Origin of the sequence: Streptomyces viridiviolaceus (assembly GCF_014650995.1) — a bacterium.
Taxonomy (GTDB): domain Bacteria; phylum Actinomycetota; class Actinomycetes; order Streptomycetales; family Streptomycetaceae; genus Streptomyces; species Streptomyces viridiviolaceus.
The window spans coordinates 25405-51928 of sequence record NZ_BMWA01000024.1; the positions used below are offsets into that span (position 1 = coordinate 25405).

Here is a 26524-nt window from a genome sequence, read left to right on the forward strand (position 1 = left end):
CGGCCCGCCGGGTGAGAGACCTCGGTGCGGGCCCGGTCGATGCGACGGCCGTTCACACCTCGGGGGCTCCCGTCTCCGTCAGCTCGCCGTCGGCCAGCCGCAGCCACCGGTCGACGCCGATCTCGGCGAGGAAGCGCTCGTCGTGGCTGACCACGACGAAGGCCCCCCGGTAGGAACCCAGTGCGCTTTCCAGCTGTCCGACGCCGACCAGGTCCAGGTTGTTCGTCGGCTCGTCCAGGAGCAGCAGCTGGGGAGCCGGCTCGGCGCACAGGACACAGGCCAGGGTGGCCCTCAGGCGCTCACCGCCGGAGAGGACCCCGACCGGCAGATGTGCCCGGGCACCGCGGAAGAGGAAGCGGGCGAGCAGGTTCATCCGTTCTGCCTCGCTGCGGTGCGGTGCGAAGACGGCGAAGTTCTCGGCGACCGTACGGTCCATGTCCAGCAGGTCCAGCCGCTGCGAGAGGTGGGCGATCCGCCCTTCGGCCCGCCTGATCGCGCCGCCGTCCGTGGTGAGATCGCCGTTGACGAGTCGCAGCAGCGTGCTCTTGCCCGCCCCGTTGGGTCCGGTCAGTGCGATGCGTTCCGGACCTCGAATCGTCAGGTCGACGCCCTTGTCGCCGAATACGCCCTGTTCGCCGTGGCGGACCTGCATCGCTTCACCGAGGAACAGGGTGCGCCCGGCGGGCACGTCGGTGTCCGGCAGGTCCAGGACGAGGCGCTGTTCGTCGCGCAGCGCACGCCCCGCCTCGTCCAGCCGTGCCTTGGCCTCGCCGACCCGGGCCGCGTGCATCTGCCCGGCACGGCCCGCCGCTTCCTGCGCCCCTCGCTTCATGTTGCCGGCGAAGATGCGGGGCAGGCCGGCGTTCTTGAGGTTGCGGGCGGCGTTGCTCGCGCGGCGGTCGGCACGTTCACGGGCTTGCTGCATCTCCCGCTTCTCCCGCTTCAGCTCCTGCTCGGCATTGCGGACGTTCTTCTCGGCGACCTCCTGCTCGGCGCGCACCGTCTCCTCGTACTCGGTGAAACTCCCCCCGTACAAACGCAGTTCGCGGCCGTCGAGTTCGGCGATGCGCTCCATGCGGTCGAGCAGCGCCCGGTCGTGGCTGACGAGCAGCAGGCATCCGTGGAAGGTTTCCAGCACGTCGTAGAGCTTGTGGCGTGCGTCGAGGTCGAGGTTGTTGGTGGGTTCGTCGAGCAGGAGCACGTCGGGGCGCCGGAGCAACTGGGCCGCGAGACCGAGGGAGACGACCTGGCCGCCGCTGAGCGTGCTCAGGCTCCGGTCCAGAGTGAGGTCGGTCAGGCCCAGGCGGTCGAGCTGGGCGCGGGTGCGTTCCTCGATGTCCCAGTCGTCGCCGATGGTCGTGAAGTGCTCCTCGCTCACGTCGCCGGATTCGACGGCGTCGATGGCCCGGATCACTGAGTCGACACCCAGTACTTCGGCCACCGTGAGACCGGCGGTCAGGGGAAGGCTCTGCGGGAGGTGACCGAGGGTGCCGCTGACGGCCACGGTCCCGGTGCCGGGCCGCAGTTCGCCGGCGATCAGCTTGAGCAGGGTGGTCTTGCCGGAGCCGTTGGGGGCCACCAGGCCCGTACGGCCGGGGCCCACGGTGAACGACAGGTCCTTGAAGACCGGGGTGTCGTCGGGCCAGGAGAAGGACAGGTTCGAGCAGACAATGGAGATGTCGGACATGGAGCGGCCTTCAGAAGAAGAAGGAGGCAGCCTGAGCACTGCCTCGGCAGGCATGGGAATGAGGGAACGACGAGACGACCACTCTGGCGGCGCCCTTGTGCGCCTGCCGGTGGCCGGTCAGAGCCGGGTATCACCCGGAGATGTCGTCGTCACCCACCATGTCTGCGACTCCTCGCCCAACGATCAGAAACGCCTGCAGCTTAGCAGCCGAGCTCTAGACGCCATGCCCGGACGGTCCAGCGCATGGGCCACGGCCAGGGAGCCGGCGCCGCGGTCCGAGCCGAGTCGGCGGAATCCAACACATCGCCACTTCTGTCAGCTTTTGCCGGGAATATTCTAGGGTGCCTGGCATGAGCGAACACTTCGACGTCGTGGTCCTCGGCGCCGGCCCCGGCGGCTACGTCGCAGCCATCAGAAGCGCCCAACTGGGGCTGCGCACGGCGATCGTGGAGGAGCGTTACTGGGGAGGCGTCTGCCTCAACGTCGGGTGCATCCCCTCGAAGGCCCTGCTGCGCAACGCCGAGCTGGCCCATGTCTTCGACCGGGAGGCGAAGACCTTCGGAATCCGGGTGGAGGGCCGGGTCACCTTCGACTACGGGGAGGCCTTCGCCCGCAGCCGCAAAGTCGCGGACGGGCGGGTCAGAGGCGTCCACTTCCTGATGAAGAAGAACCGGATCGCCCAGTACCACGGTCATGGCGGTTTCATCGATGACCGGACACTCCAGGTGTCACGCGCTGACGGTGGCACGGACGCGCTCACTTTCGATCACTGTGTCATCGCCGCCGGCGCGACCACGAAGCTGCTCCCCGGTACGTCCCTGAGCGAGCGGGTCGTCACCTACGAGGAGCAGATCCTCACCGACCGGCTGCCGGACAGCATCCTGATCGCGGGAGCGGGGGCCATCGGCGTCGAGTTCGCCTACGTTCTGCACAACTACGGAGTTCAGGTCACCCTCGTCGAGTTCCTCGACCGGCTCGTACCCCTGGAGGACCAGGACGTCTCCGCCGAACTCGCGAAACAGTACCGGCGGCTGGGCATCACCGCGCTGACCTCCACCCGGGTCGAGTCCATCGACGACTCCGGCGACAAGGTACGCGTCCATGTCACCACCGGCGGCCAACGCCAGACGCTCGAAGCCGACAAGGTGCTGCAGGCCATCGGCTTCCAGCCTCGCGTCCAGGGCTACGGCCTGGAGAACACAGGGGTACGGCTCACGGAGCGCGGAGCGATCGACGTCGACGGCCGGTGTCGCACCAGCGTCCCGCACATCTTCGCCATCGGCGACGTGACCGCGAAACTCATGCTGGCACATGCCGCGGAAGCCATGGGCATCGTCGCGGCGGAGACCATCGGGGACGCGGAGACCATGGAACTGGACTACGTGATGATCCCGCGGGCCACCTACTGCCGCCCACAGATCGCCAGCTTCGGCCTGACCGAGGACCAGGCACGCCGGCAGGGCTACGACGTGCGGGTGGCCAAGTTTCCCTTCACGGCGAACGGTAAGTCGCACGGTCTGGGCGAGACCGCGGGCTTCGTCAAGATCCTCAGCGACAGCCGCCACGGAGAACTTCTCGGCGCCCACCTCATCGGCCCCGACGTGACCGAGTTGCTGCCCGAGCTGACCCTGGCGCAGCAGTGGGACCTGACCGTGCATGAGCTGGCCCGTAACGTTCACGCACATCCGACGCTGGGCGAAGCCGTCCAGGAAGCGCTTCACGGACTCGCCGGCCACATGATCAACATGTAGTCGCCGACGGCCCGCCTCCGCGGCCATGATCGTCTTTCGTGGACGGCCGTCGGGGCCCACCATGGGAGACGGGCCCCGCAGTCCGTGGAGGGACCACCACGCCCCACGCCGCGTGGGGACCGGCCCCGTGCCCTGGAAGCCCGCACCAAGACGATGGGTGACTGAATGATGCGCCGCGAAGACCTCCCGGCTCCCGCGTCCGGGATACTGCTCACACACTTCCTCACCGTGGCCGATGTCGCCCGGTCACGAGCGTTCTACGCCGACGTCCTCGGTGGCGAGGTGGTCCTCGCCGAGAATCCGTGCATCGTCAAGCTCGCGAACAGCTGGCTCATCATGAACCCGGGCGGCGGACCGACTCCGGACAAGCCCGACGTCACCCTGCACCCACCCGCCGACCCGACGAGGGCCACGAGCTTTCTCAACATCCGCGTCGCCGACATCGAACAGTGCTACCGGGACTGGAGCGCCCAGGGCGCCGAGTTCCTCACCCCTCCGATCGACCGCAAGGCGGAACTCCGCTGCTACATGCGCGACCCGGACGGGTACCTCATCGAAGTCGGGCAGGCCACGGGCATGCTGGAGGGCATCTTCGCCGATCCGCCCGCCGGCACGGGCTGAGACCGGTGATCATGTCCGAGGGCCGGGAAAGGCGAACGCCGCGAGCCGGGCATCGACCCGGATCGCGGCGAACATCGCAGTCGCTCCCGCGGCAGTTCCGCCGTCAGTCCTCGGCGACCAGAGCCGGGGTCGACTTCGTGAGCACCTCGCCGCGGAAGAAGGCGGGGCTGCGCCGGCGCATCACGAACATGATCACCAGGCCGAGGGCGAGCAGGCCCACGCCGATCACGAAGACCGAGCCGACCCCGAGGACGGACGATCCGCTGCCGTAGGCGGGGTCCCACATGTCGGCGAGCGTCTTGGCGAAGACGGCCGTGAGCAGCACTCCCCCGACGACGGGGAAGAGTCCCTTGAACATCAGGTCGCGGCCGGACTTCAGCAGGTCGGCCCGGAAGTACCAGGCGCAGGCGAAGGCCGTCAGCGCGTAGTAGAAGCAGATCATCAGGCCGAGGGCGTAGATCGTGTCGACCAGGACGTGCTCACTGAGCAGCGTCATCACCGTGTAGAACACACCGGTCGCGATGCCGGCCGTCACGGTGGCGCGCCCAGGGGTGCGGAAGCGGGGGTGGACCTTGGCGTAGGAGGCCGGCAGCGCCTCGTAGGTCGACATGGCCAGCACCGTGCGGGCGACGGGGATGAACGTCGTCTGCAGGCTGGCCGCGGCCGACGCGAGGACCGCGACGAACAGCAGGATGCCGAGCGCCGGGCCCATCACCGGACCCGCCAGGGCGGCGAAGACGTTGTCCGAGGTTTCGGGGTTGGCGAGCCCGAGGCCCTGGTCGCCCGACCCGACGACCATCTGCGCCGCGACACCGGTGGCCAGGTACGAGCCCACGAGCACCACCATGGCGACGAGCGCGGCACGGCCCGGCGTACGGCTGCTGCCGCTGGTCTCCTCGTTGGCCGTCAGGCAGGCGTCCCAGCCCCAGTACATGAAGATGGACAGCGACAGACCTGCCGTGAACGCCGCGAACGACTGGACGGCGAACGGGTTCAGCCAGGACCACGAGAAGTCGACCGACGTCGGGAACTCCGCGCTGCCGGACTTCGTGAAGGCCATGGCCACGAAGACGGCCAGGACCAGCAGCTGCAGCGCCACCAGCGTGTACTGCACGCCCTTGGTCGCCGTCATGCCGCGGTAACTGATCACTGTGGCGATCGCGATGAGCGCCAGACAGGTGACGATGTGCACCGCCTTGTTCCCGTCGAGCGCCGCCACCGACTCGCTCCCCGTGATCTCGCCGGCGAGCAGCCAGAAGTACGAGGTGGCCACGCCGGCCAGGTTCGACAGGACGATGATCGTGGCGATGACCAGGCCCCAGCCGCACATCCACCCCACTCGGGGCCCGAACGCCTTGACCGTCCAGGTGAACGAGGTGCCGCAGTCGGGCATGGCCTTGTTCAGCTCGCGGTAGGCGAAGGCGACGAGCAGCATCGGGAGGAAGCCCGCCAGGAACACGGCCGGCATCTGCAGCCCGACCTCGCCGGCGGTGGAGCCGAGCGTCGAGGTCAGGCAGTACACCGGGGCCACGGTGGAAACGCCGATGACCGCGCTGCCCAGCAGGCCTACGGAGTTGCCGCTGAGGCCTTTGGTGCGCATGCCTTCGGCGGGAGCCCCGTCGCCTGTGTCGGTGGCCTGGGGCCGTACGTCCAGCTGAGTCATGAACAAGACGTTAAATCCTGCGGTTTCCGTGGTGACCGTTCCATGGGGTTGGCCCTCCCTCCGGGGAGTTGCCGCATGTTCATAGGCTCAGCAGCCATGTGACCAGCATTTCCTAAGGTCGACAGGCGACCACCCTTGCAGGTTCCAAAGACCGAACGACAGGCGTCCGATATTCGGTAACCGCACCACTGTCCAATTTACGACCCTTGGATTCTTCCGCGTGATCTGCATCACATACCCGTCGGTCCCCTTGCCTCGGCTCCGGCAGCCGTCACAACTGACGGCTCCCGGACCGTGATCGGCGGCCGGCGGCCGGCGGGACGGCGTCGCTGCCCGCCGTAGGTCTCGTACTCGGCGACCTCCGGCGTGCCGCTCGAACCGGTGATCTCGTAGGTGATCTTCTACAGCGAGACGGCGGGGAAGGTGATGACGCCCGCGCCGCTGCCGGAGGCCGGTACGGCGCCGGTGCCGGCGTTGACGATCCTCCAGGACCCGATGCGGCCTGCGGAGCCGGACACCTCCCGGATGTTGATCGCGGAGACCGTGATGGAGGAACCCCATGTGACCGAGATCGAACCGGTCGAGCCGGCCGGCGACCAGAAGGTGTTCATGTCACCGTCGCGCACATTGCCGTAGCTCGTCCCGGCGGCCTTGCCGGAACCGCCGGCATCGGCTCACCGATCGTGACGTTGCTGAACTGCTTGAGCTCGATCACGCCGTCAGCGGTGTTGCAGCTGTCGCCCGACACCTTGCCGGTGTTCGCGTGGTTGATCGTCCCCTCGACCTCGATGGTGATCGAGGTGCTGCCGCCGGCCCGGCCACACAGTGCCTCGTGGATCGCGGTGCCCGTGGTGGCCCGCACCGTCTGCCCGCCCGCGCCGCCGGTGGCCCCGCCGTCCCCGGTCGCGCAACCGGTGGCACCGCCGGTCGCCGCCGACGCCGCCTCGGGCATCGACACAACCGCACCGGTCGCGGCCGCAAGGGCCAAAGTGGCCGGCGCCGCATGGAGTCGCGACGCGACTGGTCGTCCCACCCTCGCCTCCCATCACCTCTTCGCATGCCGGATCCCACTGCTTCGAGCCGTGGTCCTTCCGACGGGCCGCCGAGGTTGCCGGCCCGCCGCCACGGGCCGTGGTCGCCCCAGGTCATCGCTGCTCTTCACCGCGGAACGGATCGGTTCTCCGCTGCGCCCGGACGTCAGAGGTCGGTACCGGCCGCACAGTCACCGTGACGGCGCTCTCCATGGGAAAGCAGCCGGTGCAGCGCATGCGTGCCGAGGGCGCCAGGGGCACCCTGGTGACATGGCGAGCGATCTGCCCGTGGTGATCTACCCACCCGCCGAGGACGGCGGGCGGCGCGTCCGTGTCGACGGAGCCTTCGTGGGCATGGCGTACACACTCCTCGACATCGCCGAGTTCCTGCGCCGAGCCGGGCTGGAGGATGTGGAAGCGTCCGATGTCGAGGGCGCCTCGTGGATCGAATGGCACGGTGGTGGCCCGGAGGTGTGGACGCCCTGACGCCTCACGAGCCGCTCACCGACACCCCGTGTGAGGCACACGTTCACCGGTCATGGTGGCGCGACGGGATCACCCCTCGGACAGCAGACCGAGGAGCGGTGAACCCCGGCCTGCGCCATCACCGCCCCACCCCGGCACACGCATCACCCGTTCGGCCCCCTTGCCCGAGTCGGCCACTGGAAAGTCCGTGAAGTGCACCGGACGGGGCCGGGACCAGCCGGCGATCTTTTTCGCCGTCCCCGTGGGCCGCTTCGGCCCCGGCCCGTTCCCGCCCTAATATCTGTCGTCATGCAGGTACCGGGGGACGTGATCGACGGACGCTTCGAGCTGGTGGAACGGCTCGGCAGCGGAGGCATGGGCACGGTGTGGCGGGCCCGCGACACCGTGCTGCAGAGAGAGGTGGCGCTCAAAGCCGTACGTGCGGACGCCGACACCTCGGACTCCACACGGGAGCGGGTCCTCAGGGAGGCGCGAGCGCTCGCACGCCTCAGCCACCCCCACGTGGTGACGGTCCATCAGATCATCGACACGGACCCGCATCCGTGGATCGTGATGGAACTCGTCCCCGGTGTGTCACTCCAGCAAAGGCTCGCCGGCGGGTCGTTGGGCCCGCAAGAGGCGGCGCGCATCGGCCGCCAGGTGCTGTCCGCGCTCCGCGTCGCGCACGCCGCCGGCATCCAGCACCGCGACGTCAAACCCGCGAACATCCTCCTGCGCACCGACGGCTCGGCCGTCCTGACCGACTTCGGCATCGCCGCCCTGCACGACGCGACCGCCCTGACGGCCACCGGTGAACTCGTGGGCTCCCCCGAGTACATGGCCCCTGAACGCGTCCGTGGCCATGGCGACGCTCCCGCATCCGACCTGTGGTCCCTCGGGCTGGTCCTCTACGTCTGCGTGGAGGGCGTGAGCCCGCTGCGCCGCGCGACGACGCTCGCCACCCTGGCTGCGGTCCTCGACGACCCGGTTCCACCGCCCGTACGGTCCGGCCCGCTCGGGCCGGTCCTCGCCGCCCTGCTCGTACGCGACCCGGTGGCCCGCCCCGACGCCGAGCAACTGGACGCCCTGCTCGCGCAAGTGGAGGCCGAACCCTCACCGCACTGGACCCTGCCGACGGTGACGGCCACCCCAGCGCCGACGCCCGCACCGACGCCCACCACGCCGAACGTGCCGCTCGCGGCGGGGCCGCGCCGGCCCCGCAAGCCGGTCCTGATCGCGGGCGCCACCGCTGTGGCCGTCGTCGCCGCTGCCGCGGCGGTCTTCACGGTGCTCAAGACCGCCGACCCAGACGGACGCACCGACGCGGCGGGCGGGTCCACGACGCAGACGTCGACCGCGCCGAGTGTCCGGACCCCGTCCTCGCAGCAGACACGGGAATCGGCACGTACCCCGACGCAGGGATCCAGCCCGACGTCGTCACCCGCCGCCGCGAGTTCGCCCACCGCGCCCTCCAACGCCCCGGCCGACGGCGGGCGTTGGATCGGCCAGTTGTACTCCGAACCCGTCTCCTCCGGCACCGGAGCCCGCGACCGACGACTCGCCCTGATCCGCGAGACGGTCCCGAAAGCGGACTACCTCCGCAGCGACGACTACGCGTCACTCCGCCCGGGATTCTGGGTGATCTACGCTCCGGGGCCCTTCGGCGACGGCCGCGAAGTGCTCGACTTCTGCGCCGGGCGCGGCCGTACGACGGCGAACACGTGCATCGGCCGGTATCTGAGCCGCGATCCAGCCGACTTCGCGATCCAGTGCCGCCCGCCGGCCGCCCAGCCCACGGGACGTTGCGGCCGCGGGAGGTGACCCTGCGGCGGCAGAACGGACGTACCCATAGGGTGGCCTCATGTCTCCCACGTTGAGTCCCGCGAGAACCCGCGCCGCCCTTCGCACGACCGCGCGCGTCTCGGCCGAGTCGCTGCTGGTTCTCGCGATGCTCGCGGTCGCCCTGTGGATCCTCGGCCGGATGTGGTCGATCGTATGGCCCCTGATAGTGGGCCTGTTGCTCACCACGCTGACGTGGCCCGTGACCCGCTTTCTGCGGCGGCACGGGTGGCGTCCGGCCTTGGCCGCGTCGACGGTGACGGTGCTGTTCCTCCTGGTCGCCACGGGCATCGCGGCCCTGATCGCGGTGCCTGTGGCCTCGCAGTCCGGTGAGCTGACCGACGGCGTCGTCGAGGGCATCCAGAAGCTGCGCGAGTGGGCCGCGGGACCGCCGCTGAACATCGGCGTCGACGAGATCACCGGTGCCGTCGACTCCGCGATGGCCCGCGTGCAGGACAGTGTCGGCAGCATGGTCTCCACCGTGGCCACGGGGTTGAGCACCGTGGTCAGCGGCTTGATCACCGCGGTGCTGGCGGTGTTCCTGATGTTCTTCTTCCTGAAGGACGGACCGCGGTTCCTTCCGTGGCTCACGCGTCAACTGCCCGGCCGACTCGCCACCGACGTCCCGACCGTCGCCGCGCGCAGTTGGGAAACCCTGGGCTCCTTCGTACGCTCCCAGGCTCTTGTCGGCCTGATCGACGCCTTCTTCATCGGCCTCGGCCTGTGGATCCTGGGGGTGCCCCTCGTGCTCCCGCTGGCTGTGCTGACCTTCGTGTCCGCGTTCGTACCCATCGTCGGGGCCCTGTTCGCCGGCTTCGTCGCGGTTCTCATCGCGCTGGTGTCGAACGGCCCGACGGATGCTCTGATCGTGCTGGCGATCATCGTCGTGGTGCAGCAACTGGAGGGCAACGTGTTCCAGCCCATCATCCAGAGTCGTGGCCTCGGCCTGCACGCGGCGGTGGTCCTGCTGGCGGTGACGTTGGGCGGGAGCCTGGCCGGCATCGTGGGGAGCCTGCTCGCCGTACCGGTCACCGCGCTGCTCTCGGTGGTCTGGAACTACGTGCGCGAGCAGCTCAGCGACCCTCCGGAGGAGCCGGAGAACGCGGCGCCGAACGTCGGCGCGGCTTCCTGACTCGACCAGACCGCGCCCCGGAAGACCGCGAAGCCGAGGGTCGGTCGTCGGAACGCCCGGTTCGCGAGGACCGGCCGGCAGGCGGCGCAGCGCCCACGGCCGGGACGAGGGCGCACCTGGGATCGGCCTCGCCCCGGCCGTCAGTGACGCCGCGGCCGCCGGGCGGATCAGCGCAGCTGCTGGATGCGGACCAGGTTGCCCGCGGGATCGCGGAAGGCGCAGTCGCGAACGCCGTAGGGCTGCTCGGTCGGCTCCTGCACGACCTCGGCGTCGCCGGCCTGCAGCCGTTCGAAGGTGGCGTCGAGGTCCTTGGTGGCCAGCAGGATCCAGCCGTAGGTGCCCTTGGCCATCATCTCGGCGATGGTGCGGCGCTCGTCCTCGGTGATACCGGGGTCGGCGGCCGGTGGCGCCAGGAGGATCGAGGTGTCGGGCTGGTCGGCGGGGCCGACCGTGATCCAGCGCATGGTGCCGCTTCCCACGTCGCTGCGGACCTCGAAGCCGAGGGCGTCGCGGTAGAAGGCCAGGGATGCCTCCGGGTCGTCGTGCGGGAGGAAGCTCGAGTGAATGGTGATGTCCATGGCGGTCACGCTAGCTGCGGCTGCCTGTCGCGCGCTTCTCGATTCCTGATCGGCCTGTTCACCTGTTTCACCACGCACGGCGGCATCCCCGCCGTCGCACCCGCCGCCCGGCGCCGATAGACACCGGGCGGGACGCCGACCAACTCGGTGAACCGCGTGCTGAAAGTACCCAGCGATGAGCAGCCGACCGCGAAACACACCTCGGTGACACTGAGGTCGCCGCGGCGCAGCAGCGCCATCGCACGTTCGATGCGCCGCGTCATCAGGTAGGCGTAGGGCGACTCGCCGTAGGCGAGCCGGAAGCGGCGGCTGAGGTGCCCGGCCGACATGTTCGCGCCACGGGCGAGCGCCTCGACGTTCAGCGGCTGCGTGTACTCGCGGTCGATCCGGTCGCGGACGCGGCGCAGCCGGGCGAGGTCGCCCAGGTGCTGAGCCATGGCGAGCGCGCGTATGCGCGAGGGGTGACACATGGGAGAAGCCCTTTCGTCGATGCCGGCCGGTGCCTGGTCGACCGTCGTGCGATCAGGCTAGTTCCGGCTCGGTGACGGGCACTTCTCCATTCGTGACCGTTCCGGTCACCTGTCCGGTGATTCAGGACTGGGGTCTTTTGCCGTGGTTCGCCGGGTGGTTGCGGCGGGACTTCTTCTTCCGACGTCGCTTCGAGGACATGGGAACCTCACAGATGCCGTGCACCGCCAGGCCGCTTCGACCGGGTGCCTTCGTGTGTTTCAACCGTCATCGTTCCACGCGGGTCCGGACACCGCGACTCGTGCACGGGCGCGGGCGTTGCTGCCCGAAAGCCGAAGGACACGGACCTCTCAGTCGCTGCCCCGGGAAGGTGTCGGGTCCAGGTAGACGCGCTTGACGGCCGGGATCAGGGCCCGTAGGCGGGTGTCCGCCTCCTCGCAGGCCCATTCGATCTGGCGGGCCGTGGAGACGTCACAGAAGTCGACCTTGGCGGCGATGAGGATCTCCCCCGGACCCTGAATCAGTGTCGTCAGCTCCAGGACGTTCTCGATGTGCCGGACCGCCGTCAGTTCGCGGCTCACGGCCTCCCGTACCGGCGCCGGCAGGGCGCGGCCGATGAGAAGTTCCGTGTTGGAGCGGCCGAGGACCCACGCCACGACGACGAGCAGCAGCCCGATCAGGATCGAGGCGACGCCGTCCCACACGCCGGATCCGGTGAGCTGTCCGCCGAGCAGCCCCAGCGCCGCCAGGACCAGACCGGTGAGGGCCGCCGCGTCCTCCATGACGACCGCTTTGACGGCCGTGTCGGGCGTGTGCTGGAGATAGCGCAGGATGGGGACCCGGAAGTGTTCCGCCCTCCCGGTGGCCTGCTTGAGACCGGTACGCAGCGACCAGCCCTCCATCAGGAAGGCCGCGGCGAGCACGATGTAGGAGATCAGGGGGTCGCTCGGGCTCTCCCCGTGCGTCAGGGCGTGGATGCCGTCGTACAGGGCGAAGACGCCGCCGCCCACGAAGGTGGCGACGGACGCGAGCAGTGCCCAGATGTAGCGCTCGGGGCCGTGTCCCAGAGGGTGTTCGTCGTCCGCGGGCTTCTTGCTGCGCCTGAGGGCGGTGAGCAGGAGTACCTCGGTGACGGTGTCGGCCACCGAGTGCCCTGCTTCGGCCAGCATGGCACTGGAGCCGCTGATGATGCCGGCCACGGCCTTGGCGAGTGCGACACCGAAGTTGGCGGCGGCCGCCACGATCACGGTGAAGGTCGACCCGCCGGCTCCGGGACCTTCCGAGGACCCGACCCGGGGGTTCAGAACCGTACGGGACCGCCGGTTCGACCCCTGCCCCGGTTCACCCTGTCTGTCCATGCGGACACAGTATGCCCCCTTCTGTGCGTGAGGTGCGCGGGTGCGTCCGCTGTGCCGCGGCTATGTGACGATGGCGGCCAGTGCGTCGATACCCACGTGCCGAAGCGTCCGCTGGATCGGGCGGCGGGCGCCGCGGATGGTGACGGCGGGCGGCTTCGGCACGCTCGCCATGGCACGAAGGAGCGCGTAGGCACTGGCCAGGTCCAGTTGCTGCAGGTCGCTCATCTCCAGCAGCCAGCTGCCGGCCTGCCGCAGGCGCTGGTCGAGGAGCCGTTCTTCGAGATCGCGCAGCACGTGCTCGTCCAGGACGCCCGAGAAGGCCAGGACGGCGTGCTGCTCGTCCGCCTCGATGAGTCTCACCGCCCCGGCCGGGGACCCGGTGGAACGCTCATGAGTCATGGCGACCTCCTCGGCGAGCCCTGGACGTACCTCTCCATTCTCTCAGTGGGAACCGCGGGCTGCGTCCCGGCAGGGAGAGCTCTGTCGGCCTGTGGGTGCCGGCGTGGCCGGGGCGGGCGTGGTGTGTGACATCCCCAAGACATGAGGAACTGTTCTCGAACGTGGTGAAAACGACACCGCACACCCCGTTTTCGTAGTATCACTGCAGCACTGCTGTGCAGCAGTAACCGGTGCCGGGCATGAGGCACCAGGCCACAGAGCAGAGGCATTTGGTCCTGCAAGCGTGCAGACTCGCCGCCCGCGGTCTGCGCAAGCAACAGGGAGGGTTCTCAAGAACATGGCTGAAACCACCGCTACGACACCCGGTCTGACCTCGCACTACACCGCTCAGGTCGCGGACGACCTCGAGCGCAACACCAAGGAGCAGGAGCGCATCGGCGCGGAGATCGCCGCGTTGCAGCAGCAGTTGTCCGCTCTGCAGCAGGACCACACCGTCCTGGTCAATCTCCAGCAGGCCCTCGGTCTCGCCCCGGCTCCGGCGGAGTCCGCCCCCGTCCCGCCGGTGCCGGCGCCGCGCAAGAAGGAGGAGTCCAAGGCGGGTACGGGCAAGCAGGCCCGCGCCAAGAAGGCGTCCGCGCCCAGCCGCAAGCCGGCCGCGAAGAAGAGTCCCGCCAAGGAGGCGTCCGCCAGGGCGACCACAGACAAGGCGGCGCAGCCCACACTCGTCGACACCGTCCGCGCTCACCTGGCCGAGCAGAGCGAACCGCGCTCCGCGGCCGAGATCGCCACCGCCCTGGGCCGGCAGCACCCCGAGCGCGACATCAAGACCACCGTCGTACGCAACACGCTGGAGAGCCTGGTGGCCAAGGAGCAGGCACAGCGCTCCAAGCAGGGCTCGTCGGTGTTCTACACGGCGGTCACCCCGAAGTCGGGTGCCACTGCGCAGGAGAAGCAGGACCAGCCCGCCTGACGGCGCCCCGGTCGTCATGTGAGGCACGACGCGGTCGTCGAGGACGTGCTGCCGCACCCGCCGGGTGGCCACGGCAGCATCTCCTCACCGCGTAGGCGCACATATTTCAGGGCTAAGATTTCTTCGCAGGTCCGCATCAGCAGGTGACTCGGGGAGGCGCGGAACATGGCGGGGAAGAAGGCCACGGCCCAGAAGGACGCCGTCGCGGTGATCATCGAGGACTGGGCGCGGGAGCGGCCCGAGCTGGACACCTCTCCCCTGGAGGTCCTGGCACGGCTGCACCGCACCTTCCTGCGCTACAACACCGAACTGGCGGCGGCCATCGAGCGGCACGGCCTGGCCGTGGCCGGCTTCGACGTCCTCACCGCCCTGCGCCGGGCCGGCGAGCCCTACCGGCTGACAGCCGGGCAACTCGCCGACTCCGGCCTCATCTCCTCCGCCGGGGTGACCCTGCGCATCGACCGGCTGGAGAAGGACGGTCTGATCGTGCGTGAACGTGACCCGGAGGATCGCCGCGTCGTCTACTCGCGGCTCACCGAGGCCGGACTCGCCAAGGTGGACGAGGTGTTCGCCGAGCACCTGGAGAACGAGCGCCGGATGCTCGCGGACCTGTCGCCGGCGGAACGACGGCAGCTGGCCCGTCTGCTGTCCAAGCTGGAGCGCTCCATCGTCGGCTCGGCGACATCGTAGGCACGAGGCCGCCGGCGGCCACGGCTCCCCGTCAGCCGTCGCGCCCGTCCGGCGTCACGGCCTGGGCCTCGGCCTCTTGCCGGAACAGACGGCGCAGGCGGACCACGCCCAGGTCGTGCTGGTAGAGGTTCTCGAACCGGTCGGCGTCCGCGGGCATGGCCTCCAGCATCACCCGGTCCTGCTCCAGGACCTCCCAGTGGCGTTCCTCGATGAGCGTCCGGTACAGGAACCGCCAGGTGTCCCGCTGCCAGCCGGTCACCTGCCGGTAGCGCCAGAAGAAGACGCCCGTGCGTCCGGCGTCGACCGGGCAGGCCATGCCGACGATGCCGAAGGCGCCGCCGGGTCCCGCGGACGGCGGGTACGGGATGGACAGGTCGACCCAGTCGACGCCGGTGCGGCACAGCTCCACCCAGTCGAAGTTGACGCCGCGCTGGTCGGTCTTCTCGAAGAAGTAGCCGCGGTCGGTCTCCCGGATGCGGAACTTGGCCTGTGTGTCGCCGTCGTACATCGTGTGGGAGTCGTGGTGCAGGAAGGCGCCGTGCATCGGGTCGAGGAGGTTCTCCATGGCGAAGCGCCACGGCACGTCCCACTCGGCGTAGCAGAGGAAGGACGCGATGTCCGGGTTCGTCAGCGGCTCCGGCAGGGTGAGTGCGGCCGGCTCGGGGTGCTGTTCGTCGCCGAAGTAGGCGAGGATCGCGCCGGCCACCTCGCGCACGGGCAGGGAGGTCACCAGCTTCTTGCCCTCCAGGTTGCAGCCGGGCAGGCCGGGCACGGAGGAGACGGTGCCGTCGCCCTGCACCTCGACGCCGTGGTACCAGCAGGCCACGCGATCGCCGAGGTGTTTGCCGAGGGAGAGCGGCGCCCCACGGTGCGGGCAGCGGTCGGCGAGCAGGGACAGGGTGCCGTCGGACCTGCGGAACAGCAGCCAGTCCTCGCCGAGGGCGGTGACCTTGCGCATGCCGCCCGGCTCGACGAAGTGCGAGGGGACGACGGGGTGCCACTGATTGCGCAGGCCGTGGGCGTAGATGTGGTCGGCGGTGACGTCGGTGGTGAGGGTCATGTCAGGCTCCCAGACGGTGCATCTCGGCGCGGAAGGTTTCCTCGGTCCAGGGCGTGCCGTCGGGGGTGCGCACCTGGCGGGCGTTGAGTCCGCCGACCACGGCGGCGAGGTCGTGACCGTCCTCGGTGAAGATCTCTTCGAGGGTGCGCGCGAGTTTCCGTTCGTACGGGGTGGGTTCGTGGGTGCGGGACTGGTGCCGGTCGAGATACGGCCAGGTGGTGGTCATCAGGGCCTCCTCCATGGGGCGGCGGTGGTCTAGAGGTCGAGGACGAGCCGGTCGGAGGCGCAGCGCGAGACGCAGATCATCATCGTCTCGTTCGTAGCCTGTTCGGCTTCGGAGAGCAGGAAGTCGCGATGTTCGGGGGTGCCGGCGAGGACGCGGGTCTCGCAGGTGCCGCAGATGCCGTCGCGGCACGAGGAGGTGACGGGCACGCCGGCCGCCTCGACCGCGTCCAGGACGGAGGTGCCGGCGCCGACGGCGACCGTCACGCCCGACCTTCGGCACTCCACCTCGAAGGCGGTGTCGTCGCCGGGTCGTTCCACCGCCGGGGCGGCGAACCGCTCCAGCCGCAGCCGGCCCTCCGGGCAGGCCTGCTGCAGGGCGCAGAGCAGCGGCTCGGGGCCGCAGGCGTACACCAGCGCGTCCGCGGGGAGGCCGGAGAGGGCATCCGCGAGGTCGATGTGGCCCTGTTCGTCCTGGGGGACGATCGTGATCTCGCCCCCGGTCAGCCGGGCCAGTTCGCAGCCGAACGCCATGGAGGCGCGGGTGCGCCCGCCGTGCACGAGGCGGTACGGGATGCCGTCGCGTTCGGCCTGGCGGACCATGGCGAGGATCGGCGTGATGCCGATGCCGCCGGCGACGAAGACGTAGGACCCGGCCGGTTCGAGTGCGAAGTGGTTGCGGGGGCCCGCCGTCCGCACCCGCTGGCCCGGGCGCAGCTTGGTGTGCACGTGGCGGGAACCGCCGCGCGAGGCGGGCTCGTCGAGGACGGCGATCCGGTACGAGGTGCCGTCGGCCGGATCGCCGCACAGCGAGTACTGGCGGACGAGGCCGCCCACGTGCAGGTCGAGGTGGGCGCCCGGGGTCCAGGCCGGCAGGGGCTTGCCGGCCGGGTCGACGAGTTCGACGGACAGCACACCGTCCGCCTCCCACGTCATGCGGCGTACGAGGAGTTCGCGCTCCTGCTCGTCGTTGACGCTCATCGTGGGGCCTCCCTACGCGGTGGGGATCTTGACGGGTGGGGTGAACGGGGTCTTCATCGGACCGAGCGAGGCCAGGTCCACCTCGACGATGACCGGTCCCTCGGCGGCGAGTGCCCGGCCGATGACCGGCTCGGCGTCGGTCTCGGCGGCGATACGCGCGTACGGCAGGCGGCAGGCGGCGGCGAGGCCCTCGAAGTCGGGGGTGAAGAGGTCGACACCGGAGCGGCGGTCGCTGTACCGGTCCTGTGTGTTGCGCAGGACTCCGTAGCCCCCGTCGTTGAAGACGAGCAGCAGCAGCCGGGGCCGCTCCTGGGCGAGAGTGAGCAGTTCGCCGAGGTGGACCGCGAGACCGCCGTCCCCGGCGATGACCACGGTGGGCGCCTCGGGGCGGGCGAGCGCGGCCCCGAGGCCCATGCCGAGTCCCTGGCCGATGCCGCCGCCGCGCGGGAAGACGTTGGCGCGCGGGTCGTGCATGGGCAGCAGCCGGTTTCCCCACGTGGAGGAAGGGATCGTCACGTCGCGGGCGACGACCGAGCCGGGCGGCAGGGCTGCGGCGAGCGCGTCGCAGATCGCGGCCTGCGGCCCGATGGCGTCGCGCAGGGCGGCCCGCACCTCGTCGCGGACGGCACGGGCGCGGGCGGTCCAGTCCGCGTCGGCGGGTACGGCCGACGCAGTCAGCTCCGGCAGGACGCGCGCGGCGTCTGCGTGCAGGGCGTGCCGGGCCGGGTGGACCCGGCCCAGGGCGGCGGCGTCGAGGTCGATCTGGATGTGTGCCTCGGGGAGTCGCAGTGCGTAGTCGGCCGTCTCGTTGGAGCGGAAGTGGGTGCCGACGGTGACCAGCACGTCGGCGTCGGCGAGGAGGGCTCGGGCCGCGGGCGTGGTGGCGAAGTTGCCGATGACCTGGGGATGGTCCTCGGGGACCGAGCCGCGGCCGGAGTTCGAGGTGAGCAGTCCCGCGCCGGACGCCCGGAGCAGGTCGAGCAGTTCGCGGCGGGCCCGGTTCGCGCCGCCGCCGGCCCAGATCAGCGGGCGGCGGGCGGCGGCCAGCAGTTCGCGTGCGGCGGCGAGTTCTGCGGGGTCCGGGTCCGGGGTCCCGGCGGCCGGGGCGGCTGCGTTCCCGTCCTGCTGGGCCGCGTACTGGAGGTCGATCGGCCACTCCAGGCTGGCCGGGCCGCCGGGCGCGGCGAGGGCCGTGGTGGCGGCCTCGCGGAGCAGGCGCCCCGCGCTCGCGGTGTCCGGCACGGTCGCGGCGTACTTGGAGACCGCGGTGAGCATGCCCAGCTGGTCCTTGGTCTCGTGGATGAAGCCGCGTGCGCCGCCCAGGAAGCGGCTCTCGATCTGCCCGGTGACGTGCAGGACCGAGGTGCCCGAGGCGAGCGCTTCGACCAGCGAGCCGGCGGCGTTGCCCGCGCCGGTTCCGGTGGAGGTCAGGGCACAGCCGAGGGCGCCCCGGGCTCTGCCGTAGCCGTCGGCGGCGTTGACGGCGGTGGCCTCGTGCCGCACCGGCACGAAGCGCAGTTCGCGGTCGACGGCCTCCACGAGGGGCAGGTTGTGCACGGACACGATGCCGAAGACCGTGTCGATGCCGAGTTCCTTCAGGACAGCGACGAGGAGGTCGCCTCCGTTGCGGTACGTCATGGGTGCCTCTCAGAGGATGCCGCGGCCGACCCCGCCGCAGACGTCGATGGCGGTTCCGGTGATGTACGAGGCGCGCGGCGACAGCAGGGTCACGATCGCGTAGGCCACCTCGTCGGCCCGGCCGAGCCGGCCGAGGGCGACGCCCCGGTCGGCGGCGAGCCGTGCCTGCCACTCCTCGTAGCCGAGACCGGAGTCGGCGGCCGCGTGGCGACGGGTCCACTGTCCGGTGTCGATCAGGCCCAGGCAGACGGAGTTGACCCGGATGTCTTCCGCGGCCAGCTCGGCCGCGAGGGACTTGGAAAGGTTGAGGATGCCGGCGCGGGCCGCGCTCGTCGTGATGAGGCGGGGTTCGGGTTGCTTGGCGAGTACGGCGTTGACGTTGACGACGCTCGCCGCGTCCGAGGCCCGCAGGTGTGCGCGGGCGGCTCGGAGGGGGTTGAGCACGCCGGCGAACTTGAGTTCCAGTTCATCGCGCCAGTCCTCGGTGCTGGTGTCGTCCAGTCGCTTCATCCGGGACTGGCCGGCGTTGTTGACCAGGCCGTCGATGCGGCCGAACCGGTCGGCGGTCCGCTCGGCGAAGCCGCGTACGGCCTCCGCGTCGCGGACGTCGCAGACGGCGGTCAGCAGCCGGTCGCCGCCGTCCAGTCCGGCAGCGGCCTCGGCGAGGCGGGCGGCGTCGCGGCCGCAGGTGGCGACGTTGGCGCCTTCGTCCAGCAGTGCGCGGACCGTGGCCAGGCCGACGCCCGAGCTGCCGCCGGTGACCAGGACGGTCCGGTCGGCGAGACCGAGATCCATGGGGTTCTCCAGTCGGTTCTAGTGCATGGTGAAGCCGCCGTTGACGGCGATCACCTGTCCGGTGAGGTAGCGGGATTCCTCGCTGAGCAGGAAGGAGACGAGGCCGACGAGGTCGTCGGGCTGCTGGGGGCGGGATATCGCGCGGTTGGCCGCGTAGAGCGCGTGACGTCCGGCGGGAACGGCCTCGGTGGCCTCGCACTCGGTGAGGCCGGGGGCGACGGCGTTGACGGTGATGCCGTGGGGGCCGAGTTCGCGGGCCATGCCGCGGGTCAGTGCGATGACCGCGCCCTTGGAGGTGATGTAGTGGGCGAGGCGGGGGGAGCCGTACAGGGCGGCGTCGGAGGCGATGTTGACGATGCGTCCGGGGCGGGCGAGCAGCGGGTGGAGTGCCTTGGCCACCAGCCACGGGCCGCGCACGTTGACGGACATCAGGCGGTCCCAGACGTCGATGTCGATGTCCTGGAACTCCTTGCCGCCCACGCCGTTGGCGAGGGCCGCGTTGTTGACCAGTCCCCAGACGGGGCCGTGCTCCCGCACGGCGTCGGCGAGGCGGGCGACCGACGCCGGGTCGGCCACGTCGCAGTGCACGTAGTGCGCCTCGCCGCCGGCCGCGCGGACGGCGGCGGCGGTGCGCTCGCCCGACTCCCGGTTCAGTTCGGCGACCACGACCCGGTGGCCGTCGGCGCCGGCCCGGCGGGCCATGGCCTCCCCCAGGCCACGGCCCGCCCCGGTCACGACGACCGTGGTCCCCGTGTCAGTCACGGGTGACGCCGTACAGCGGCGAGTACTCGGGGTAGGTCGGCACCTGCGGCTTCTGCGTGCCGATGATCACGCAGAACAGCGCGTCGGTGTCCCCTTCGTTCTTCAGCGAGCGGGTGACGCCGGCGGGCACGACGATCATGTCGCGGTAGCCGAGCGTGCGGTACTCGACCTCGTCGGGGCCCCGGTGGATGCCCACCCGGACCTGGCCCTCCAGGACGAAGAAGGCCTCCTCCACGTCGTGGTGGGTGTGGGCCGGGCCCTCGGCGCCCGGGGGCAGCAGCATGTTGGAGAACGTGAATCCGCCGGAGGGGATGATCCGCTGGTCGTTCTCGTGGTTGCCGGTGGCGCCGGAGCCGACGTAGCGGATCTGTGCGCGCCGGTACTGCGGTCCGGCCTTCTCCTGGAAGGAGAGCGTGCCCCAGTCGGGTTCGCGGGAGTCGCGGGTCGCGATCAGGGAGTCGGTGTACTTGGCGAGGTCGCCGGCGTTGTCGTACTCGGTGGTGCTCAGAGGCATGGTGTGTCAGCCCTTCGTGTGGTGGTCGGTGTTGGGGTTGGTGGCGATGTGCAGGTGGGAGAGGACCCAGGCGTTGAAGCGCTCGGGTTGCTCCTGGTTGGCCAGGTGACCGGCGTCCTTGACGATCACGTAGGCCGCTTTGTGCAGGCCACCGGCCAGGGCCTGGGCGGCGTCCGGTCCGGTGACCTGGTCCTTGTCGCCGCACAGCACGAGGGCCGGGGCGGTGATGTGCGCCAGATCGGGTCGCAGGTCGGCGGAGGCCATCGACTCGGCGGCGTGGGCGTAGCCGGGCAGGCGCACCGCGGCGGCCATGGTGTCGACGACACGGCGCACGAGCTCGGCAGAGGCGTCGGCGGACACCAGGCGCGGCCCGCGCCGCTCGGCGAACGCCCGTGGCCCGAGGCTTGCCAGTTCCGGTACGCGGGCCCGCATGGCCGCGGCCTTCTCGGGGTCCGTGCCCGATCCGGGGCTGGAGTCGGCGACGACCAGGGAGCGGACGAGCCGCGGGTGGCGCACGGCGAGCCGCAGGGCGATCACGCCGCCCCAGGAGACGCCCAGCACGTGTGCCGATCCACCGCGGGCCAGGATCACCTCGGCCGCGGCGTCGGCGAACCCGTCGAGGTGCAGTGGCCCGTCGGGATCCGGCGACCTGCCGTATCCAGGGGCGTCCCAGGCGGCGACGCGGAACCGGTCGGAGAGCGTGGCCAGTTGCGGTGCGAAGGAGGCCGACGAGGAGCCGATGCCGTGCAGGCACAGCAGCAGCGGCCCGTCGGTGCCCGCCTCCTCCACGTATGTCTTCGCGGCGGTGGTCACAGGATCTGTCCCGGTCGTCCGGCGATCGCCCCGAGGGAACGCAGGACCGCGTAGGGGACGACGCCGCTGGTGGCGGGGTTGTCCGCGTCCGGGGTGTGGGCCACCTCGAAGCGGTAGGAGCCGTGCGGGCCGGCCGCCTCGATGACGTGCCGGGTGCGGACCGCGTGCGGGTCGGCGACGACTCGGACCTGGACCGCGTCGAGGTCGCCGACGGCCAGCGCGACCGAGGCGGCCACGTTCGTCGACCTGGGGAACTTCACGGGCACGTCCCGTGCGGTGCCCGCAAGCACCTCCACGGGCTCGGTGGCGGAACGCAGTCGCCCGATCAATTCCTTGTCCATCCAGGGCTGTTCGAGGGTCGTGGGCAGCTTGGTGGTGGTCAGCAGGACCTCGTCGAGCGGGCCGAGGGCGCGCACGGCCTGGAGCAGGTCGAGGCCGCCGACCGCGCCCGAGGTGAAACGGACCCGGCCCGGCCCGGCCTCCAGGAGGCGCTTGGCGAGGTCCTCGTCGGTGAGGGCGCCGGTGGAGGCGACCAGGAGATCGGTACCGGCGGCGAGGATCCGCTCGCCCCACTCCCGGACCACCCCCTGCCCGGCGGCCTCCACGATCAGGTCGCAGCGTTCGATCGCGGTGTCGAAGGGGACCTGTTCGGCGGGGGCGGCCCCGCCCAGCGGGCGGTTGTCGACGACGCAGGTCAGGACGGCGCCCGGCACCTCGCCGGCGGCGAGGGCCGTCCCGACGACGCGGCCGATCGCACCCCAGCCGACCAGGCCGACCTTCAGTGTCCCGGTGGTGCTCATGGTTCAGGCTCCTTGCGGTACGGCGGATTCGGCGTCGACGGGAGGCAGCACGGGACTGCCGTCCCGGGTGCCGGCCATGTGGGCGCGGATCAGCCGGGACGGCGGGCCCGCGGTGCCCCACAGGTCGGACAGTTCGGGGACGCGTCGCCACACCTTGCAGATCCAGCGGTCCTCGACGACCTGCGCGACCTCGGAGGTGTACTCGCACACCAGGCCCGTGGGGTCGGTGAAGTAGGAGAAGGTGTTGTTGCCGGGGCCGTGCCGCCCGGGGCCCCACTGCGGGGCGACACCGTGGTGGCGCAGTCGTCCGATGCCGCGCATGAAGTGGTCGAGGGAGCTCATCTCGTACGCCACGTGGTTCAGCGAGACCCAGTCGGCCTGGTTGAAGGCGATGCAGTGGTGGTCGCTGTTGCAGCGCAGGAACGCCATCTGGTGCTCCGACCAGTCCGAGACGCGCATCCCGAGCACCTCGCGGTAGAAGGCGACGGAGGCGTCGATGTCGGTGGTGTTGAGGACGACGTGGGTCACGCCGACGGGCACGGCGGCCTCCCGCCCGCGGGGCGGCACGGCCCAGGTGTCGGCGGACAGTTCGATCAGGCGGCCCTCGGGGTCGTGGAAACGCAGTCCGTAGCCGCCGCCGACCTGGTCGAGCGGTCCGGGGCCGGTGACCGGCTGGATGCCGCGGCGTTCGAGGAGCTGGGCGGCTTCGTCGATCTCCGCCGGCGTCGCCACGGCGAAGGCGAGTCGGCCGAGGCCGATCCGGTCGGCGCGGGTGAGCTGGAGGGCGTGGTGCTCCTCGCCGGTGCCGCGCAGCCAGCTCGCGCTGTGGCCGGCCTCGACCACCTCCAGGCCCCAGGCTTCCTCGTAGAAGTCGGTGGCCTCGGTGAAGCGGGGGGTGAGCAGTTCGACGGAGCGCAGAGCGCGCAGGCGGGCGATCGGGGGTTCCTGGAGGGCGGTGCGACGGTACATGGGTCCTCTCCGGGGATGGTCAGCCGGCCCAGGGCAGCGGCGTGGTGGCGGTGCCCCAGTACAGGGACTTCTGGCGCTGGTAGGCGCGGATGGCGTCACGGCCCTTCTCGCGTCCGAGGCCGCTCGCCTTCATGCCGCCGAACGGCGTGGAGGCGCTGAACTGCTTGTAGGTGTTGATCCAGACGGTTCCCGCCTCGACGCGGCGCGCGATCCGCCAGGCTGCCCGGTGGTCGCGGGTCCAGATGCCGCAGGCGAGTCCGTAGACGGAGTCGTTGGCCTGGCGCACGAGGTCCTCCTCGTCGTCGAAGGGCAGCGCGACCAGGACCGGCCCGAAGATCTCCTCCTGGCACGTGCGGGCGTCGTTGGGGAGTCCGTCCAGCACGGTGGGGAGGTAGTAGGCCCCGTCGGCGTACTCGGGGCCCTCGGGCGCGGCGCCTCCGCACAGCACGCGGGCGCCCTCCCCGCGGGCCAGGTCGACGTAGGCGGCGACCTTGTCGCGGTGCGCGGGGTGCACCAGTGGGGCGACCTGCGTGTCCGGCCGCGTTCCTGGGCCGACGCGCAGCTTGGTCACGCGGGCGACCAGTTCGCCGACGAATCCGTCGTAGAGAGCGCGGGCCACGAACAGCCGTGACCCGGCGATGCAGGACTGCCCGCTGGAGGAGAAGACGCCGAACATGACGCCGGCCAGGGCCTGCTCGATGTCGGCGTCGGCCAGCACGACGGTGGGCGACTTGCCGCCGAGCTCCAGCGACACGGGCATCAGCTTCTCGGCGGCGGTCCGCGCCAGGGCGCGGCCGGTCTCCGTACCGCCGGTGAAGGCGATCCGGCCGACGTGCGGATCCCGTACGATCGCGTCGCCGACCACCCGCCCGGATCCCGGGAGGACGGCCAACAAGGCCGTCGGCAGGCGGAGTTCGCCCAGGGCCTGAGTGATCAGCCGTCCCAGCGCGAGGGAGACCAGCGGGGTCCATTCGGCGGGCTTGAGCAGCACCGCGTTGCCGGCCGCCAGGGCGGGGGCGAGCTTCTGGGCATCGCTGGCAACCGGGGAGTTCCAGGGGTTGATCGCGCCGACGACGCCGATCGGCTCGTGCACGCTCAGCGTCACGTAGGCGCCGCGTGACGGCGTGATCGCTTCCTCGGCGGTCTCCAGGGCGGCGGCGGTGTAGCGGAACGTCGCGGCCGCGCTGGCCACGAGCGCGCGGGTTTCGGTGAGCGCCTTGCCGGTGTCCGCGGTCTGGAGCGCTGCGAGGTGTTCGGCGTTGTCCTCGATGAGCGTGGCCACACGGGTGAGCAATCGGGCCCGCTGGTGGGGCAGGAGGTCGTACCACTGGGGCTCGGCGGCGGCCCGGGCGGCGGCCCTCGCGGCCTCGGAGACCTCGTCGGGGGTGACGGCGTGCACCGTGGCGAGGGCGGCGCCGGTGGCCGGGTCGAGGGTCTGCGTCGCGGCACCCCCGCCGCGCCGCCACCGGCCCGCAACGAGTGCTTCGTCAGGGGGAGTTCGGAGCATACGGGGGCCTCCAGAACAGGTCGTGTGGGAGCTGCTTGAGTAAGCGCTAGAAATCTAAGGGCTTAAATATCTTCGACGCAAGAGGCTGTCGCGAAAGGATCTCCGGTTAAATCCGCGCTCCAGACCTTGACGCGGTCCCGAGGGCGAGAGATACAACTTAAGCGCTTAGAAGCTTGGCGCTTACCTGCCGTTCCGATTGGCTCAGCAGCCCGGACCTTCTTCGCCGTGTCCCGCGCTCCCGTCCCCCGCCCCTGCGAACCAGCGGAGTACCAGCATGACGACCGAAGCAGTGCCCGACAGCGCACTCCGAGCCTCCATAGCCGCCCGCTTCGAACGGTTGCCGTTGTCCCGCTGGCACGTCACCGTCCGCCTGGTCGTCGGGGCGGTCACCTTCTTCGAAGCGTTCGACCAGCTCCTGATCGCCTACGCGCTGCCCGAGCTGCGCGGCGAGTGGCATCTGTCCACCTCGGCCACGACGCTCCTGCTCACCGTCGGCTCGGTGGGCATGCTGGTCGGCGCCCTGCTCTCCGGGCGGATCGCCGACCGCATCGGACGCGTCCGGGTGATCGCCCTATGCGTGGCGGTCTCCAGCGTCGCCAACCTCGCGCTCGCCTTCTCCCCCTCCCTCGAGGTCTTCATGGCTCTGCGGTTCGTGCAGGGCCTGGCCATCGGCGGTGAGGTACCGGTGGCCGCCACCTTCATCGCCGAGATCACCCGGAGCCACCGGCGGGGCCGCTTCGTGCTCCTGTACGAGCTGGTCTTCCCGGCCGGCCTGACCGTCGGAGCGCTGGCGGCCGCATGGCTGGTGCCCCTGCTCGGCTGGAGGTGGATGTACGGGCTCGCGGCGCTGCCCGGCGTCCTGGCCTTCGTGGTGCACCGCATGGTGCCCGAGTCGCCGCGCTGGCTCGCCGACCGGGGCCGGACGGCGGAGGCCGCCGCCGTGATGACCCGTATCGAGACGGCCGTCGAGAGGGCGACGCGCGCCCCGCTTCCGCCCGTCCCCTCGCCCTCCCCCACCGCCGTGCCCGGCGGGCCCGCCGACGCGCCGGCCTCCGGCCTGCGCGGCCTGTTCAGCGGTCGTTACCGGCGTCGCATCCTGGTCGTCGGGGCCCTGTGGTTCACCGGGTACTTCGTCAACTACGGGATCACCTCCTGGCTGCCGACCATCTACCAGAACCGCTACGACCTGTCCCTGTCCGACGCTCTCCTGTACTCCACGGTCACCTCCTGCGCGGGTCTGCTCGGCTGCCTCGTCGCCGCTCTCACCGTCGACCGGGCCGGCCGCCGCCGCGTCATCACCGGCTGCCTCGGCGGGTCGGCCGCGGTGCTGGTCGCCCTCGCCTGTTTCGGTGCCGACACGCCCCTGCGGGTGCTGGCCTGGACATCCCTCGCCGCCGTCTTCTTCTTCGGCTCCAACATCTGCCTCTACCTCTACACACCCGAGCTGTTCCCGACCCGGATGCGCGCCCTGGGGAGCAGCGTCGGCGGCGCCCTCAACCGCCTCGGCGTGATCCTCGGCCCGATCGTCGTCGGCGCGGTCTACGCCGGCGGGAGCATCGAAGCCGTGTTCCTGACCCTGGGCGCCGTCTCCCTCGCGGGCGCCGTCGTCGCCGGCGTGGGCGCGGAGGAGACCGCGGGGCGCCGGCTCGAAGAGGTGTCACCCTGACGGGTCGGCAGACGTCGACCGGAGAGCCGTGCGCCGGCCACGGAGGGGAGTCCCCGTCCAGGGCCGTCGCACGGCGGTTCCGCCCGCCCGGTGCGTCACCGGTCGGACCATCACACTCCGCGGCCGGTCGTTCCTTTCACGATCG

26 protein-coding genes and 1 pseudogene are annotated in these 26524 nt (G+C 70.9%); 8 read left to right on the forward strand and 19 right to left on the reverse strand.

Annotated elements, in window-relative coordinates; translation table 11 throughout:
- Nucleotides 1-52 precede the first annotated feature (52 nt).
- Complete coding sequence (locus tag IE260_RS29935) at nt 53-1687, reverse strand: ABC-F family ATP-binding cassette domain-containing protein (protein ID WP_189877503.1); 1635 nt, start codon at nt 1685-1687, stop codon at nt 53-55.
- A gap of 350 nt (nt 1688-2037) precedes the next feature.
- Here IE260_RS29935 and lpdA point away from each other — a divergent pair, with 350 nt between their 5' ends.
- Entirely contained in the window at nt 2038-3438 is a 1401-nt protein-coding gene (gene lpdA / locus IE260_RS29940; RefSeq protein WP_189877505.1) for a dihydrolipoyl dehydrogenase, read from the forward strand.
- 168 nt (nt 3439-3606) lie between these two features.
- Nucleotides 3607-4059 carry a VOC family protein gene (locus IE260_RS29945; protein ID WP_189877684.1) on the forward strand — a complete coding sequence of 151 codons (453 nt, stop codon included), beginning with the start codon at nt 3607-3609 and terminating at the stop codon, nt 4057-4059.
- A gap of 103 nt (nt 4060-4162) precedes the next feature.
- Here IE260_RS29945 and IE260_RS29950 read toward each other — a convergent pair whose 3' ends face one another.
- Complete coding sequence (locus IE260_RS29950) at nt 4163-5722, reverse strand: APC family permease (protein WP_189877507.1); 1560 nt, start codon at nt 5720-5722, stop codon at nt 4163-4165.
- A gap of 332 nt (nt 5723-6054) precedes the next feature.
- A pseudogene (locus IE260_RS29955) lies at nt 6055-6755 on the reverse strand (hypothetical protein); the annotation flags it as partial.
- A 268-nt stretch (nt 6756-7023) separates the two neighbouring features.
- Between IE260_RS29955 and IE260_RS29960 the strand changes: the two are divergent.
- The 3 genes from IE260_RS29960 to IE260_RS29970 all read left to right on the forward strand — a co-directional run bounded on the left by IE260_RS29960 (nt 7024) and on the right by IE260_RS29970 (nt 10189).
- On the forward strand, nt 7024-7239 hold the full coding sequence (locus IE260_RS29960) for a hypothetical protein (RefSeq protein WP_189877509.1): 216 nt from the start codon (nt 7024-7026) through the stop codon (nt 7237-7239).
- A gap of 288 nt (nt 7240-7527) precedes the next feature.
- Nucleotides 7528-9039 (forward strand): serine/threonine-protein kinase, encoded by a 1512-nt coding sequence (locus tag IE260_RS29965; protein ID WP_189877510.1) that lies wholly within the window; start codon nt 7528-7530, stop codon nt 9037-9039.
- A gap of 40 nt (nt 9040-9079) precedes the next feature.
- Entirely contained in the window at nt 9080-10189 is a 1110-nt protein-coding gene (locus tag IE260_RS29970; protein ID WP_189877512.1) for an AI-2E family transporter, read from the forward strand.
- Nucleotides 10190-10356: 167 nt separating this feature from the next.
- Here the strand turns inward: IE260_RS29970 and IE260_RS29975 are convergent, their stop codons facing one another.
- The 5 genes from IE260_RS29975 to IE260_RS29990 all read right to left on the reverse strand — a co-directional run bounded on the left by IE260_RS29975 (nt 10357) and on the right by IE260_RS29990 (nt 12992).
- Nucleotides 10357-10767: a VOC family protein gene (locus tag IE260_RS29975; RefSeq protein ID WP_189877514.1), complete on the reverse strand. Its 411-nt coding sequence runs from the start codon at nt 10765-10767 to the stop codon at nt 10357-10359.
- Nucleotides 10768-10772: 5 nt separating this feature from the next.
- The gene (locus IE260_RS29980) at nt 10773-11237 is read right to left on the reverse strand and encodes a helix-turn-helix transcriptional regulator (protein WP_189877516.1); all 465 of its coding nucleotides are present in this window, start codon (nt 11235-11237) and stop codon (nt 10773-10775) included.
- Nucleotides 11238-11358: 121 nt separating this feature from the next.
- Nucleotides 11359-11436 (reverse strand): 50S ribosomal protein bL37, encoded by a 78-nt coding sequence (locus IE260_RS43430; protein ID WP_465270565.1) that lies wholly within the window; start codon nt 11434-11436, stop codon nt 11359-11361.
- Nucleotides 11437-11585: 149 nt separating this feature from the next.
- Nucleotides 11586-12593 (reverse strand): cation diffusion facilitator family transporter, encoded by a 1008-nt coding sequence (locus IE260_RS29985; protein ID WP_189877518.1) that lies wholly within the window; start codon nt 12591-12593, stop codon nt 11586-11588.
- A 60-nt stretch (nt 12594-12653) separates the two neighbouring features.
- On the reverse strand, nt 12654-12992 hold the full coding sequence (locus IE260_RS29990; RefSeq protein WP_189877519.1) for an STAS domain-containing protein: 339 nt from the start codon (nt 12990-12992) through the stop codon (nt 12654-12656).
- 337 nt (nt 12993-13329) lie between these two features.
- Between IE260_RS29990 and IE260_RS29995 the strand changes: the two genes are divergently transcribed.
- Both IE260_RS29995 and IE260_RS30000 read left to right on the forward strand, forming a co-directional pair.
- Complete coding sequence (locus IE260_RS29995; protein ID WP_189877521.1) at nt 13330-13962, forward strand: hypothetical protein; 633 nt, start codon at nt 13330-13332, stop codon at nt 13960-13962.
- 165 nt (nt 13963-14127) lie between these two features.
- Complete coding sequence (locus IE260_RS30000) at nt 14128-14652, forward strand: MarR family winged helix-turn-helix transcriptional regulator (protein WP_189877523.1); 525 nt, start codon at nt 14128-14130, stop codon at nt 14650-14652.
- A gap of 31 nt (nt 14653-14683) precedes the next feature.
- On the opposite strand, the gene IE260_RS30005 is transcribed toward IE260_RS30000, so the two are convergent.
- Genes IE260_RS30005 through IE260_RS30055 form a run of 11 tightly spaced genes read right to left on the reverse strand, consistent with a single transcriptional unit; the run spans nt 14684 to nt 24713 of the window.
- The gene (locus IE260_RS30005) at nt 14684-15712 is read right to left on the reverse strand and encodes a Rieske 2Fe-2S domain-containing protein (RefSeq protein WP_189877526.1); all 1029 of its coding nucleotides are present in this window, start codon (nt 15710-15712) and stop codon (nt 14684-14686) included.
- A 1-nt stretch (nt 15713) separates the two neighbouring features.
- Nucleotides 15714-15938, reverse strand: a complete 225-nt coding sequence (locus tag IE260_RS30010) for a recombinase-like helix-turn-helix domain-containing protein (protein ID WP_189877528.1) — start codon at nt 15936-15938, stop codon at nt 15714-15716.
- Nucleotides 15939-15967: 29 nt separating this feature from the next.
- Nucleotides 15968-16915, reverse strand: a complete 948-nt coding sequence (locus IE260_RS30015) for a PDR/VanB family oxidoreductase (RefSeq protein WP_189877530.1) — start codon at nt 16913-16915, stop codon at nt 15968-15970.
- Between the two features lie 12 nt (nt 16916-16927).
- A complete protein-coding gene (locus tag IE260_RS30020; protein ID WP_189877532.1) occupies nt 16928-18553 on the reverse strand; it encodes a thiamine pyrophosphate-binding protein in 1626 nt (541 codons plus the stop codon).
- Nucleotides 18554-18562: 9 nt separating this feature from the next.
- Entirely contained in the window at nt 18563-19348 is a 786-nt protein-coding gene (locus IE260_RS30025; protein WP_189877533.1) for an SDR family oxidoreductase, read from the reverse strand.
- Nucleotides 19349-19366: 18 nt separating this feature from the next.
- Entirely contained in the window at nt 19367-20110 is a 744-nt protein-coding gene (locus IE260_RS30030) for an SDR family oxidoreductase (RefSeq protein WP_268254950.1), read from the reverse strand.
- Nucleotides 20103-20624 carry a cupin domain-containing protein gene (locus IE260_RS30035; RefSeq protein ID WP_189877535.1) on the reverse strand — a complete coding sequence of 174 codons (522 nt, stop codon included), beginning with the start codon at nt 20622-20624 and terminating at the stop codon, nt 20103-20105. Before IE260_RS30035 ends, IE260_RS30030 begins: the two co-directional genes overlap by 8 nt.
- A gap of 6 nt (nt 20625-20630) precedes the next feature.
- Nucleotides 20631-21437 (reverse strand): alpha/beta fold hydrolase, encoded by an 807-nt coding sequence (locus IE260_RS30040; RefSeq protein ID WP_189877537.1) that lies wholly within the window; start codon nt 21435-21437, stop codon nt 20631-20633.
- Nucleotides 21434-22237: an aspartate dehydrogenase domain-containing protein gene (locus tag IE260_RS30045; RefSeq protein WP_189877540.1), complete on the reverse strand. Its 804-nt coding sequence runs from the start codon at nt 22235-22237 to the stop codon at nt 21434-21436. The genes IE260_RS30040 and IE260_RS30045 overlap by 4 nt, the downstream gene beginning before the upstream one ends.
- 3 nt (nt 22238-22240) lie before the next feature.
- The gene (locus IE260_RS30050; RefSeq protein WP_189877542.1) at nt 22241-23206 is read right to left on the reverse strand and encodes a VOC family protein; all 966 of its coding nucleotides are present in this window, start codon (nt 23204-23206) and stop codon (nt 22241-22243) included.
- Nucleotides 23207-23225: 19 nt separating this feature from the next.
- Nucleotides 23226-24713: an aldehyde dehydrogenase family protein gene (locus IE260_RS30055; RefSeq protein ID WP_189877543.1), complete on the reverse strand. Its 1488-nt coding sequence runs from the start codon at nt 24711-24713 to the stop codon at nt 23226-23228.
- A 274-nt stretch (nt 24714-24987) separates the two neighbouring features.
- On the opposite strand from IE260_RS30055, the gene IE260_RS30060 reads away from it, so the two are divergent.
- The gene (locus tag IE260_RS30060) at nt 24988-26379 is read left to right on the forward strand and encodes an MFS transporter (RefSeq protein WP_189877545.1); all 1392 of its coding nucleotides are present in this window, start codon (nt 24988-24990) and stop codon (nt 26377-26379) included.
- Nucleotides 26380-26524 lie beyond the last annotated feature (145 nt).

Coding starts and splice junctions, on each gene's coding strand:
- IE260_RS29965 (WP_189877510.1), top strand. CDS start 7,528: ATGCAGGTACCGGGGGACGTGATCGACGGACGCTTCGAGCTGGTGGAA.
- IE260_RS29960 (WP_189877509.1), top strand. CDS start 7,024: ATGGCGAGCGATCTGCCCGTGGTGATCTACCCACCCGCCGAGGACGGC.
- IE260_RS29975 (WP_189877514.1), bottom strand. CDS start 10,767: ATGGACATCACCATTCACTCGAGCTTCCTCCCGCACGACGACCCGGAG.
- IE260_RS30045 (WP_189877540.1), bottom strand. CDS start 22,237: ATGAGCACCACCGGGACACTGAAGGTCGGCCTGGTCGGCTGGGGTGCG.
- IE260_RS29990 (WP_189877519.1), bottom strand. CDS start 12,992: ATGACTCATGAGCGTTCCACCGGGTCCCCGGCCGGGGCGGTGAGACTC.
- IE260_RS30000 (WP_189877523.1), top strand. CDS start 14,128: ATGGCGGGGAAGAAGGCCACGGCCCAGAAGGACGCCGTCGCGGTGATC.
- IE260_RS30055 (WP_189877543.1), bottom strand. CDS start 24,713: ATGCTCCGAACTCCCCCTGACGAAGCACTCGTTGCGGGCCGGTGGCGG.
- IE260_RS29935 (WP_189877503.1), bottom strand. CDS start 1,687: ATGTCCGACATCTCCATTGTCTGCTCGAACCTGTCCTTCTCCTGGCCC.
- IE260_RS30020 (WP_189877532.1), bottom strand. CDS start 18,553: ATGACGTACCGCAACGGAGGCGACCTCCTCGTCGCTGTCCTGAAGGAA.
- lpdA (WP_189877505.1), top strand. CDS start 2,038: ATGAGCGAACACTTCGACGTCGTGGTCCTCGGCGCCGGCCCCGGCGGC.
- IE260_RS30050 (WP_189877542.1), bottom strand. CDS start 23,206: ATGTACCGTCGCACCGCCCTCCAGGAACCCCCGATCGCCCGCCTGCGC.
- IE260_RS29950 (WP_189877507.1), bottom strand. CDS start 5,722: ATGACTCAGCTGGACGTACGGCCCCAGGCCACCGACACAGGCGACGGG.
- IE260_RS30005 (WP_189877526.1), bottom strand. CDS start 15,712: ATGACCCTCACCACCGACGTCACCGCCGACCACATCTACGCCCACGGC.
- IE260_RS29945 (WP_189877684.1), top strand. CDS start 3,607: ATGCGCCGCGAAGACCTCCCGGCTCCCGCGTCCGGGATACTGCTCACA.
- IE260_RS43430 (WP_465270565.1), bottom strand. CDS start 11,436: ATGTCCTCGAAGCGACGTCGGAAGAAGAAGTCCCGCCGCAACCACCCG.
- IE260_RS30060 (WP_189877545.1), top strand. CDS start 24,988: ATGACGACCGAAGCAGTGCCCGACAGCGCACTCCGAGCCTCCATAGCC.
- IE260_RS29995 (WP_189877521.1), top strand. CDS start 13,330: ATGGCTGAAACCACCGCTACGACACCCGGTCTGACCTCGCACTACACC.
- IE260_RS30015 (WP_189877530.1), bottom strand. CDS start 16,915: ATGAGCGTCAACGACGAGCAGGAGCGCGAACTCCTCGTACGCCGCATG.
- IE260_RS30025 (WP_189877533.1), bottom strand. CDS start 19,348: ATGGATCTCGGTCTCGCCGACCGGACCGTCCTGGTCACCGGCGGCAGC.
- IE260_RS29980 (WP_189877516.1), bottom strand. CDS start 11,237: ATGTGTCACCCCTCGCGCATACGCGCGCTCGCCATGGCTCAGCACCTG.
- IE260_RS29985 (WP_189877518.1), bottom strand. CDS start 12,593: ATGGACAGACAGGGTGAACCGGGGCAGGGGTCGAACCGGCGGTCCCGT.
- IE260_RS30010 (WP_189877528.1), bottom strand. CDS start 15,938: ATGACCACCACCTGGCCGTATCTCGACCGGCACCAGTCCCGCACCCAC.
- IE260_RS30035 (WP_189877535.1), bottom strand. CDS start 20,624: ATGCCTCTGAGCACCACCGAGTACGACAACGCCGGCGACCTCGCCAAG.
- IE260_RS29970 (WP_189877512.1), top strand. CDS start 9,080: ATGTCTCCCACGTTGAGTCCCGCGAGAACCCGCGCCGCCCTTCGCACG.